This is a genomic window from Mucilaginibacter flavus (genome assembly GCF_030409315.1).
Taxonomy (GTDB): Bacteria; Bacteroidota; Bacteroidia; order Sphingobacteriales; family Sphingobacteriaceae; genus Mucilaginibacter; species Mucilaginibacter flavus.
In genome coordinates this window covers 112989-124963 of record NZ_JAUFPS010000012.1, presented here as the reverse complement: position 1 = coordinate 124963, position 11975 = coordinate 112989, and the positions used below count along the sequence as shown (strand labels likewise).

Here is an 11975-nt window from a genome sequence, read left to right as displayed (position 1 = left end):
GTCAATGGTCACCTCCGCACTGAAAAGGCCAATCACTACTATAGTGATCACCATGAGCCTTTTGATATTTGCAGTGCTCAGTGCAATAAATATACCTATCGATATTTTTCCGCAGTTAAATCTGCCAACTATATATGTGATAGAATCATACGGCGGTATGTCGCCGCAACAAATGGAAGGCTTTTTTAGTACCCGTTTGCAAGATCAGTTCCTTTATGTAAACGGTATTAAAGGCATCAGCAGTAAAAATATCCAGGGCTTAACGCTAATAAAGCTGGAGTTTTATGAAAGTACCAACATGGCCGAAGCATCTGCCCAGGTTGCCTTGCAGGTAAACCGGGCGCAAAGCTTTTTCCCGCCGGGGGCATTGCCGCCGCAGGTGGTACGTTTTGATGCTTCATCGCTACCGGTTGGCCAGCTGGTGATGGATAGTAAAACCGAGAGTTTGAAAGATATTTATGATATGGCCGCTACCCGTATCAGGCCTATGTTTTCAACCATTCCCGGTTTATCGGCACCGCCGCCATTTGGTTCAAACGCCCGATCGATCATCCTAAGTGTTGATCCTAATAAACTACGCAGTTACAATTTAACACCCGATGAGGTGGTTGAGGCGCTATCTAAATTTAACGTAATGTCTCCATCGGGTAACTTGCGGTTGGATAATACCATCTACGTAACCACCATGAATACGCTCATCAAAAACACCGATACTTTTGGTAGTATCCCCGTGATCACAAAAAACGGCGTGCCTATTTACATGAAGGATATTGCCCGTGTAAGCGATGCTGCGGATGTTACGGTTGATTACGCGCTCATAAACGGCAAACGTTCGGTATATATCCCCGTAGTGAAAACGGCCGATGCCAGTACCTGGACAGTGGTACAAACCCTGAAAAGTAAACTGCCCGAAATGCAGAACCTGTTGCCCGATGATGTAAAAATCAGTTACGCGTTTGATCAATCGGTTTTTGTGGTGAACGCTGTAAAAAGTTTGATTACCGAAGGTGGCTTGGGTGCCATACTCACCGGTTTAATGGTGCTCCTTTTCCTGCGCGACTGGCGAAGCAGCTTGATTGTGGTAATCACTATCCCGGTTTCTATTTTGATAGGGGTATTGTTGCTAAGCTTATTTGGGCAAACCATCAACATTATGACGTTAAGTGGTTTGGCACTGGCCATAGGTATCCTCGTCGATCAGGCTACGGTAACTATTGAAAACATTCACCAGCACCTGGAGATGGGTAAAACTAAACAACAGGCTATATACGATGCCTGTGAGGAGATCTCGTTCCCTTTGTTGCTTATTCTGTTATGTATCCTGGCTGTGTTCGCGCCATCTTTTATGATGAATGGCGTACCCAAGGCCATGTTTTTGCCGCTATCTATGTCAATAGGTTTAACCATGATCGTGTCTTACATCATAGCGCAAACGCTGGTGCCTATATTAAGCAACTGGATGATTAAGGCAGAGCAATATCAGCATTATCATCATGACCAGGTGCATGCCCATGCAGGCGAATCATTAGATAATGAGGAGGAAAAACAGGTTGACAGGCATCTGAAAGAAGAGAAAATCCATCCGGAACAAAACGATCTGTTTGAAAATGTAAAGCTTAAGTTTATGAAGATCATTAGCGGCTGGATGCCTAATAAACGCCTCATTGTACCTGTTTACCTTGTAGTAGTAATAGTATTGGCGGGTGTTGGTTTTGTGGTGATAGGGAAAGATATGATGCCGAAACTCAATAATGGCCAGTTCCAGATGCGAATTAAAGAACCCGAGGGTACCCGTTTGGAACGTACCGAAGATAAATTTAAGCAGGTGCTGAGCATTATTGATAAAACGGTAGATCATCACGTGGCTATTACCTCTGGATATATTGGTTTGGTACCAAGCAGTTTTGGCAGCAGTAACCTTTATGTTTTTAACACCGGTACCCACGAAGCCGTGTTGCAGGTAAACCTTGATGAAGGTTACAAGATGAATATGGATGAGTTGAAAGACGCGCTCCGTAAAAACATCAAACAGGCAATTCCTGAAATGAGCATCGGGTTTGAGCCGATTGATATGACCGAAAAGATCATGAGCCAGGGAGCTTCAACGCCTATACAGGTACAGGTTGCCGGTAAAAATATGCAGCAAATTCAGGATCAGAGTAATAAGATACTGGCTAAGATGAAGCAGATCCCATACCTGAGAGATGTTCAGATAGATCAGCCATTGAAGTTTCCAATCGTATCCATCACGCTTGATAGGTTAAAAGTTGCTCAGTTGGGACTCAATATTAAGGATGTTGCGCGTTCGGTTACGGCAAGTACCTCATCAAGCAGATTTACGGAGAAGAATCTTTGGCTGGATGAAAAATCGGCCTACACCTACCAGGTGCAAGTTCAAATCCCGGAATATGTGATGAACACGATGGACGAATTGAAAGAGATCCCGCTACTGAAAGGACAAAGTTCACCAACCCTGGCCGACGTTGCCGTTTTTAAAGTAAACTATGCTCCCGGCGAGTACGATAGGAGTGGTCCGCGGCGGTACTTAACAGTTAGTGCCAATATTTATAAAAAGGATTTGGGTACTGCTACTGCCGATGTTGAAAAGGTGGTAAAATCATTAGGTACACCGCCTAAGGGTGTAATAACTGATATCAAAGGCATGTCGAGCCTATTAACAGAAACGCTGAGCAGTTTACAAAACGGTTTGATGTTTGCCATCCTGGTGATATTTTTATTGCTGGCCGCCAATTATCAATCGTTTAAATTGTCGTTAACGGTTTTATCAACGGTACCAGCGGTAATATTGGGGTCGATAACAGCTTTGTTGATTACCGGTTCAACGTTAAATCTGCAATCATACATGGGCATGATCATGTCTACCGGGGTATCCGTGGCTAACGCCATCCTGATTGTAACCAATGCCGAAGCTTTAAGGCTGGAATATAAAGATGCTACCCGCGCTGCTGTAACCAGCGCCTCTATCCGTTTAAGACCAATCCTAATGACCAGTTTGGCCATGATGGCCGGTATGATCCCTATGGCATCGGGTATGGGCGAAGCCGGTGAGCAAACCGCTCCGCTTGGTAGGGCGGTAATAGGGGGACTATTTGCCTCAACCTTAGCGGCTTTATTTATACTGCCGCAGGTATTTGCCTGGGTACAAGCCAAAACTACTTACAACTCGCCATCGCTGATGGAAGGTGTACAACAAACTAATCAACCTCAACAAATTGAAACTCAAAATATATAAAGTAATGAAACTTAAGCTCATCATATTCATAGGCTGCATTAATCTTTTCGCGGCCTGTTCCGGCGATCAAAAACCGGTAGACCTAACTGCAACAGCAACGACTAATACAAAAAAACACGCCGACATAGGCACTATTAACGAGCGCTCCCTATCTGGCAGCGCCCGCTTACCTGGGCAATTGAAGCCTTTTAACGAGGTAAACATATTTCCTAAAGTAAATGGCTTTGTAAAGCAGCTATACGTAGATAGGGGAGCGGTAGTAAAAAAAGGCCAGTTATTGATGACGCTGGAAGCGCCAGAAATGGAATCACAATTACAGGCTGCCAACTCCCGTTATTTGCAGGCCCAGGAAAACGCGGTAGCCAGTAAAGAAAAATATCAGCGTTTAAAAGAAGCTGCAAAAGAACCGGGTTCAGTATCCCCGCTTGATTTAGATAATGCGTCGGCCCGCATGAAGGCCGATGAAGCCATGGCCCGGTCGGAGCAATCAAACGTGGCGTCGGTGCGTACCATGCAGGATTATTTGAATATTCGCGCCCCCTTCGATGGCATGATCGTACAGCGTAATGTATCGCCCGGCGCGTTGGTGGCACCGGGTAAAGGAACAGACCAGCCGATGCTGATTTTACAGGATATCAGCAAAATGCGTTTGGAAGTTTACATTCCGGAGGATTACGTTGATAAAGTGGATTTAAACCAACCTGTTAAATTTACCTACAACGCGATGCCCGGCACTGAGCAAACGGCAAAGATCAGCCGCTCGGCAAATGCTTTGGGTAGTATGCGTTCTGAAGCCATAGAAATTGACATTATCAACCAAAACGACAACTTAAAACCCGGTATGTACGCCGAGGTGAAGATTCCGATGTTATCAGGTGCCAAATCATTGCTTGTACCCAATGGTGCCATAGTACGCTCAACCGAGCGGGAATACGTGATAACCGTTACCGATGGCAAAGCCGCATTGGTGGATGTTAAAGAAGGACTTGCCCGCAACGATTCGACCGAAGTATTTGGCGATTTAAAAGCCGGCGGCAAAATTTTAAACCATGCTACCGACGAGGTGAAGCAGGGGGATAGTATTCAATAATACCTAAAAGTAAAGCCATGCAGTACACAAACTGCATGGCCTACTTATATAGCCCGTGAGGGCTTCCCTACCTTGTTATTTATACGCTGATCTTACCTTCGATAGAATCATCAAAGGTTTTGCCGATAGCCGCGCCAGCCAACATTTTCACAAATGCAACGGCATTGCCATGTTTATTATCCCAATAATAGCTTTCTGTAGGCTCAACCTTAATCACAGAAATCCGCGGATCATCTTCGCCCTCGGTAAACCATACTTTTAATATGGGTTCCCAAAGTTCCTTGATCTTGTCTTTATCTTCAGTTACGGTAGCGATACCATAAACATTCAGAAAATCTGAATGGGCCGAACCTTGAAACAGCAAGTGTACCATCGGATCTTTAGCCAAATCTTCATTTTTATGGCTGTCATTAGCACTCAGGAACCAAATATTGCCTTCATCATCCACCTTTTGAACCGACATCGGCCGCGCATTTGCCGGGATACCGGTTTTGATGTTGGTTAAAAAGAAACAGCTTTTGGCGCTGCTCACCATATCCTTAAGCTTAGCAATAGCTTCCGGTCCGCCCAAATCCTGGTAATTGTCTTCGGGTTGTTGTTGATTAATACTATCCATTATTTAAAGTTTTTATTGGTAAACGTTATAGAAATAACCAATCAAAATCTTTATTGTGTTAAATAAATTAACTTTTAGGATAGTTTGGTGTCAAGAGCCGTCGTCTACCTAACTTACGAAGTTTTCAAAACTTCGTAAGTTTTTATAGGATTGAAAAGTAAACCGATTAAAGGTACTCGTTCAAAGAATCATCCTTTACTATAATTTTATGATTATTCAGAAAGCCATCTATGCCACCAAACCATTCCAACACTTCTTTTTTACTCAAAACGGTTTCTTTGTCTGATAAGTAAGCGTTATAAGACGAGCATTTGTATTCACCTAAGGTTTGAACCAGTTTGGCTACAAAGGGATTTTGATGGATGTAAGTAATGATTTTTGTAAAGTAGCTGTTAGATGTAATTTCAGAAACCTTGTATCTTCCTTGAAATAAACTCCCAACGCGATTATATTTTTTATTGATGGCTTTTGAAAAGGAAATAAAGAAGTCTTTTAAGCCTCTTTCAAATAAGTCTTTATTAGTTACGCGAATGAAAAAATGAAAATGATTAGGCATCAAACAGTACGCAAAAACTTCGCAAAAAGGCAATACGTGTTTTTTGAATTGATTTAAGAAGTAACCATAATTTTTATCGTCAAAAAAGATGAGATCTTTATTATTACCGCGGTTATAGAGATGATAACAGGTGTTAGAGTTAATCTTCACGTTGATAACTTGAAAAGTTTGAGACTTTTAAACTTACGAAGTTTTTAAAACTTCGTAAGTTAGCGAGCGGCCTTAATCCCGGTTCAGACAAAATCCGAAATCGAACATCTGATATCCGAAATCAAGCTACGCCGATGCAAACACCACCATTCTATCCGGGTACCGTGAAGCGTAACTGGATACGATGTTTTTAATATAATCGTTCCCTGGGTAGGGCGTTAAGTAATTTTTGAGCTGCTGAACGTTATCGGCATCAAAGTAGTGCGAAATATAGCCCATGCCATAAAACTGTCCTTTCTCTACCAAAATACAGCTATGCTCATCGCCATTACGGCCTTCGTCGCGGATGGCGTAGGTGGGTAGGGCGAGTTTTAATTGGTCGATGGCGCTATTCACTTTGATGTTGTATTCATCAACGCTTTCAACACCTTCACAAGCGCATTCACGGCCTTTTGCGCTGGCGCAAGCGTTATTATTGGTTTGTATAAAGCAAAATTTAGGGCAAAGCTCAAAGGTTTCTATCAATTTATTTAGCAGGGTATAACCATCAAGCAGGGAGTTGCAGGTATAAATGGCATCGCTGAACTTGCGGCGTTTATCAACCGCCAGCCTAATGTAACCACGCTGATCCTCATATGTGTACAGGCAATAAGCGTGGTCGAACCGTTTTAATGAGCGGTTGTATTTGGGCCAAAGACGTTTAATCTCAATAGCTTCCAGCACAAAAGCAATCAACTCCGTACCACAAACCTGGTGACTGATATGGTGGATATTGCGCAGAAATTCCTGACGCTGAAAACCGGGATTATTGCCCGTAAAATGGCTGCTCACTCTTTTTTTGAGGCTCTTGGCTTTGCCAACGTAAATTACCTTACCCTTATCATCGTGAAAATAATATACACCCGGCGAATTGGGTAACTGCTCTACATCTTTTTTGGGAAGGTTGGCAGGCAATACCTGCTCCTTAGAATTTTGTTTGAGGGCTGCTTTGATATGGCCTTCGCTATCGCTGTTTAATAGCAACGTAAATAACTCGGCGGTAGCTTCGGCATCGCCGGCTGCACGGTGGCGGCTGTTATTGCCTATGCCTAAATGCGTACAAAGCCTACCAAGACTGTATGATGGTAAGCCCGGGATAATTTTGCGGCCAAGGCGCACGGTACACAGTTTATTACATTGTAAATCGTATCCGGCAGCGGCCAAATGATAGCGAACAAAAGAGTAGTCGAAATTTACATTATGGGCTACAAAAATCTTTCCGTGTATGAGGTGATAAATATCAGCTGCCACATCCTCAAAAGGAGGGGCGTTTTGCACCATCTCGTTGGTGATACCCGTTAAGGCGCTGATATAGATTGGGATATTCTGATTGGGGTTTACCAGCGTTTCGTAACGCTTTACAACCTTTTTACCATCGTGAATGCGTATAGCAATTTCTGTGATGCCATTCGCGCTGGCATGCCCCCCGGTAGTCTCAATATCAACAATTGCATACATATTTCAAATGTAATACAACTTTGCTAATTATTTTAGTGTTTTTTTTATTTTGTTTTTGACGGATAAAGAGTCCGAAAGTCTGTGAGACGGAAAGTCCGAAAGTTTCCCAAAGACTCCAGAGTCAGCCAGTCCAAAAGTCAGCAAGTCCCAGAGTCCATTACTCTTTTTCAGCTGTTTCTGCAGCGAGCCTTCTGTCTACTTTTTGGATGTGTTCGTTTTGATAATCTTTTTCAATCAGGCCGTCGCGCATACGTACTATGCGGTGGGCGTGCATGGCAATATCTTCTTCGTGAGTTACCAATATGATAGTGTTGCCTTTGGCGTGGATGTCTTCCAGCAAGCCCATGATTTCTATAGAAGTTTTTGTATCCAGGTTACCGGTAGGCTCATCGGCCAAAATAATAGATGGATTGTTGATTAACGCGCGCGCCACGGCCACACGCTGGCGCTGACCGCCTGATAACTCGTTAGGTTTATGATCAACCCTGTGCTCCAGGCCCACGTTTTTAAGTGCGGCATTGGCCCGCTCGGTACGTTTCTCTTTGCTGATGCCGGCATAAATTAAGGGCAGTGCAACATTATCAAGGGCGGTATTACGGGGCAACAAGTTAAAAGTTTGAAAAACGAAGCCAATTTCTGAGTTACGTACCTCGGCCAACTGGCTATCGGTCATGTGGCTTACATTGATGCCGTTCAAAATATATTCGCCCTTGCTTGGCGTATCCAGGCAGCCCAATATATTCATCAGCGTAGATTTTCCCGAACCTGATGGTCCCATCAAAGCAACAAACTCACCTTTATTAATAGTTAACGATACCGATTTAAGCGCGTGAATTACTTCGGCACCTATTACGTATTTACGTCCTATTTCTTTGATTGTAATTAAAGGCTTGTCTTTAGTCAATGGCTCCATGCGTGTTTTTTTATTTGGACTGTAAGAGGGGTGACTTTGTTACAGGTTGGTAAATCAAATTTCGCAATTAAAGTTCAAAAAGATTACTCATTAGTGCTGATTTTAACTCTTAGCATTTTACAGCACTGTTACCACTAACGCTGTTTGAAAATATCTTTTAATTATTTGTAAAATATTTTTATTTATTAAATATTAATAATAGCTTTAAATAACCATATCGAAACCTATCTTATTTTACATTAAAAACCTTATGAATTATGAAAAAGAATTTAATTTTTTCTTTATTAGCCGTGTTGTTTATTAGCGGATTGCTATCATTCACACTTGTTAAAACGCACGCAAAAAAAGCACCAATTGCCAAAGCACGGGTTGCCGCCAGGGTTTCAAAAAAAGCCACATGCTCATCTGTAGTAAGCGGCCTTACCCAAACCGGCAGTTTTTCATTTTCATGGTCGTCAAGCGGCAGCCCAAACCATTATAATTATGGCGGCTACTACCAGGCAGGCGGAACGTTTTCTGGCACTACTACATCTACATCTGTAACTATACCAAGTAATTCGGGCACACCAAAAGGCGGACGCATAAGTGTTACACCAGTTTGTGCTGATGGGTCGCTTGGCACTCCACAAAATATCTTGTTTAATTAATTAACAGGGGTTTTAGTATGATTTTATCACAGAGTGATAGCTGTCGCCCTGTGATAAATTCTGTGGCTTTATATAACCAGGAGATTAAAGCATGTAACTGCAAGTGCTTAATATTGTTACTGAGGGGGAATTCAAAATAAAAAAGTCAAAACCTTTTTGTCTTATGTCTTTTATCCAAAAGTCTCAAAGTCCAGTAGTCCTCAAAGTCTATTTCTCAATTACCTTGGCAACCAAAAAATAATCCTCATCATGTTTAGGCGCATTTTTTAAAGCTTCTTCATGAGTGATCTGTTGTTTTACCACGTCTTCACGTAAAACATTGGCACCATCGGTCATGTAAACCAGTGGTTCAACGCCTGTAGTGTCCAGTTCATTAAGCTTGGCCATAAAATCAAGAATTTTGCTCATATCCTCAATCATGTTTTCCTTTTCGGTTTCGCTCAATTCTAAACGGGCCAGGTGGGCAACCTTTTCAACTGTATCTTTATCTATGGTCATGCCGATCGTAGTTTTTTATCAATAATATTAAATACCTCATCGCGCAGGGCATCGGCATCATCAAGGCTTAAATGCGCTGTTTCGATAGGCTTGTGTACAAATATATCACAAATTCCTGGTCGGCTGCCTAATTCCTTGCCATCGTCCCAAAGTACTTTCCAGGTATCAAGGGATGTGATGGGCAAAATAGGTACTTTCATTTCAATGGCCAGCCTGAATGGCCCGTTTTTAAAAGGATGTAATTCTGGTGGATATGCTTCTGGTATGGTGGCCTCGGGGAAAATAACCACGCTAATACCATTCTTTATCCGCTCCGCTGCTGTTTTGAAGGCCCTGAAGGACGACATTTTGCTTTCCCTGTTCACTGTAATATCAATAGTGCGAAAGAAATAGCCGGTTACATAATTGGTGAGCAATTCCTCCTTGCCCATAAAACAAATATTGTTTTTAAGAATGGTGTTCAGGGCCGATACATCAAGGTTGGAGGTGTGGTTGCCGCAAATTACATAAGTTCTTTTCCAATCAATAGTTTCTTCAAAGGTTGCGCTGTAAAATATCCCCGCTATACTCGAACTTAAAAAAATGATGAATTTACGTACGCCATTAATATAACGGTAACGGCTAAGCTTTTGCTTAAGTATATGTAAAACCGGGTAACAAAGGGTGAAAAAGAGAGCTACATTATACCTGTAAAAATTGGTATGGACTCTTTTCAGTATTAATTTCATGTTCACCAAATGTAAAAAAAATACTCGTTTCTGGAGGCTTAAAGCTGAAAGCCGAAGACTCAAAGCTAAAGTTATATTCTTAAGAAGCTGTTAAGAAATGGTAATGGCAAATTATAGTGGCCGGATGAGTTGCCGGCATTTCTAAGCAATCGTATACAATTTTTCGGTTTGTTGCAATTTTTGCGCTATAACTTCAAAAACCTGGTCGCGTAGGGCATCAGCATCTGCTATTGTCAGGTTAGATGTATCTATGGGTTTGTGCACGTAAAAATCGCAAATGCCGGGTCGGCTGCCGTATTTTACGCCGGTATCCCACAAAATTTCCCAGGTATTGGCCGATGTAACGGGGATGATAGGAATTTTATGTTCGATGGCTAACCGGAACGGTCCATTTTTAAATTCGCACAATTGGGGCGGATAGTTATCGGAGATCATCCCCTCTGGAAATATCACGAGCGAAATCCCTCCCTGCAATTTTTCGGAAGCTTTTTTAAAAGCCCGGAATGACGACATTTTACTTTCGCGGTTAACCGGGATATCAACCGAGCGGAAGAACAAACCGGTAACCAGGCCGTCCTCCAATTCCTGCTTGCCCATAAAACTGCAATTGTTGTTCACCAGCACACACATGGCCGAAATATCGAGGTTGGAGGAGTGATTGGGGCAAATGATATAAGTTTTACTCCAATCAACAGGTTCCTCGTAATGAAATTTATAAAAGATGCCAACAAAGGCCGAACTAAGAAATCCCCATATGCGTCTCAGGCCGTTCATGGCCCTGTAACGGCTTGGTTTTATGGAGCAATATTTAAAAAAAGGCCATAATATAAAGTAGGAAAGCGCCACGCTCATCACATATAAATAGATGTGCACTTTTTTCAATATCATTTTCATCGTCACCAAAAATAGAAAAAATCCTTACTTTCGCCACACTATGGAAACTGTTGTTAGTGGCATCCGGTCGACCGGAAATTTGCACTTAGGAAATTATTACGGGGCGTTGCAAAACTTTATAAAAATGCAGGAAGAATTTAACTGCTATTTTTTTATTGCCGATTTGCATTCGTTAACCACCCACCCAACACCTGCCGATTTACATAGTAATGTAAAGCAGGTTTTGATAGAGTACCTTGCCGCCGGTATCGACCCGGAAAAGGCTACTATTTATGTACAATCTGATGTGCCCGAAATAGCCGAATTGTACCTGTATTTAAATATGAACGCCTACCTGGGCGAACTGGAACGCGCTACCTCATTTAAAGATAAAGTACGTGCCAATCCAGATAACGTTAACGCCGGTTTGCTTACCTACCCGGTATTGATGGCCGCCGATATTATTATCCACAAAGCTACCAAAGTGCCTGTAGGTAAAGATCAGGAACAACACCTGGAGATGGCCCGCACCTTTGGTAACCGTTTCAACAGGTTGTATAATCATGATTATTTTCCAGAGCCTTATGCCTTTAACTATAGCCACAACCTGGTTAAAATTCCGGGACTTGATGGTAAGGGTAAAATGGGAAAATCAGAAGGGGAGGGTAATGCCATTTTCCTTAATGATACGCCCGAAGCCATTAAAAAGAAAGTAATGCGCGCGGTAACAGATGGCGGACCGACGGTTGAAAACCAAACCAAACCACAGGAAATTCAAAACCTGTTTGATTTGATGAAGGTTGTTTCATCTGCTGATACCCTGGCTCATTTTGATGACCTGTACAACAAAATGGCTATCCGCTATGGCGACCTCAAAAAACAGCTCACCGAGGATATGATCATCGCCACAGCACCAATCCGGGACAGGATCAACGCCATTGCGGCCGACTCTGATTATCTAAGGAAAGTTGCCTTGATGGGTGAAGAAAAAGCCCGCGCCAGTGCATCAAAAACCATCAGGGAAGTAAGAGAAATTATAGGGTTTAAGAAATTTTAAAATTATCTGAATCAGAATTTGCAGAATTATAAAATTTTCAGAATTGAATAGTAAAAGATTCCTATAATTCTGTCAATTCTGTAAATTAGGAAAATTC

11 protein-coding genes are annotated in these 11975 nt (G+C 42.3%); 4 read left to right on the top strand and 7 right to left on the bottom strand.

Annotated elements, in window-relative coordinates; translation table 11 throughout:
• Nucleotides 1-4: 4 nt before the first annotated feature.
• Nucleotides 5-3253 (top strand): efflux RND transporter permease subunit, encoded by a 3249-nt coding sequence (locus QWZ17_RS03210; protein WP_290303474.1) that lies wholly within the window; start codon nucleotides 5-7, stop codon nucleotides 3251-3253.
• Between the two features lie 4 nt (nucleotides 3254-3257).
• Complete coding sequence (locus QWZ17_RS03205) at nucleotides 3258-4343, top strand: efflux RND transporter periplasmic adaptor subunit (RefSeq protein WP_290303473.1); 1086 nt, start codon at nucleotides 3258-3260, stop codon at nucleotides 4341-4343.
• 79 nt (nucleotides 4344-4422) lie between these two features.
• Here QWZ17_RS03205 and QWZ17_RS03200 read toward each other — a convergent pair whose 3' ends face one another.
• The 4 genes from QWZ17_RS03200 to QWZ17_RS03185 form a co-directional block, all read right to left on the bottom strand.
• Nucleotides 4423-4959 (bottom strand): pyridoxamine 5'-phosphate oxidase family protein, encoded by a 537-nt coding sequence (locus QWZ17_RS03200; RefSeq protein WP_290303471.1) that lies wholly within the window; start codon nucleotides 4957-4959, stop codon nucleotides 4423-4425.
• Between the two features lie 166 nt (nucleotides 4960-5125).
• On the bottom strand, nucleotides 5126-5665 hold the full coding sequence (locus tag QWZ17_RS03195) for a transposase (protein WP_290303470.1): 540 nt from the start codon (nucleotides 5663-5665) through the stop codon (nucleotides 5126-5128).
• Between the two features lie 126 nt (nucleotides 5666-5791).
• Nucleotides 5792-7162: an exonuclease domain-containing protein gene (locus QWZ17_RS03190; protein ID WP_290303468.1), complete on the bottom strand. Its 1371-nt coding sequence runs from the start codon at nucleotides 7160-7162 to the stop codon at nucleotides 5792-5794.
• A gap of 157 nt (nucleotides 7163-7319) precedes the next feature.
• Entirely contained in the window at nucleotides 7320-8075 is a 756-nt protein-coding gene (locus QWZ17_RS03185) for an ABC transporter ATP-binding protein (RefSeq protein ID WP_290303467.1), read from the bottom strand.
• Nucleotides 8076-8332: 257 nt separating this feature from the next.
• On the opposite strand from QWZ17_RS03185, the gene QWZ17_RS03180 reads away from it, so the two are divergent.
• On the top strand, nucleotides 8333-8722 hold the full coding sequence (locus QWZ17_RS03180; protein WP_290303466.1) for a hypothetical protein: 390 nt from the start codon (nucleotides 8333-8335) through the stop codon (nucleotides 8720-8722).
• A 207-nt stretch (nucleotides 8723-8929) separates the two neighbouring features.
• Here the strand turns inward: QWZ17_RS03180 and gatC are convergent, their stop codons facing one another.
• The 3 genes from gatC to QWZ17_RS03165 form a co-directional block, all read right to left on the bottom strand.
• The gene (gatC, locus tag QWZ17_RS03175; RefSeq protein ID WP_290303465.1) at nucleotides 8930-9220 is read right to left on the bottom strand and encodes an Asp-tRNA(Asn)/Glu-tRNA(Gln) amidotransferase subunit GatC; all 291 of its coding nucleotides are present in this window, start codon (nucleotides 9218-9220) and stop codon (nucleotides 8930-8932) included.
• Nucleotides 9217-9948 (bottom strand): lysophospholipid acyltransferase family protein, encoded by a 732-nt coding sequence (locus tag QWZ17_RS03170; RefSeq protein WP_290303464.1) that lies wholly within the window; start codon nucleotides 9946-9948, stop codon nucleotides 9217-9219. The genes gatC and QWZ17_RS03170 overlap by 4 nt, the downstream gene beginning before the upstream one ends.
• A 141-nt stretch (nucleotides 9949-10089) precedes the next feature.
• Nucleotides 10090-10842, bottom strand: coding sequence for a lysophospholipid acyltransferase family protein (locus QWZ17_RS03165; RefSeq protein ID WP_290303463.1), 753 nt, complete (start codon nucleotides 10840-10842; stop codon nucleotides 10090-10092).
• Between the two features lie 40 nt (nucleotides 10843-10882).
• On the opposite strand from QWZ17_RS03165, the gene trpS reads away from it, so the two are divergent.
• Nucleotides 10883-11878 carry a tryptophan--tRNA ligase gene (trpS, locus tag QWZ17_RS03160; protein ID WP_290303462.1) on the top strand — a complete coding sequence of 332 codons (996 nt, stop codon included), beginning with the start codon at nucleotides 10883-10885 and terminating at the stop codon, nucleotides 11876-11878.
• Nucleotides 11879-11975: the final 97 nt, after the last annotated feature.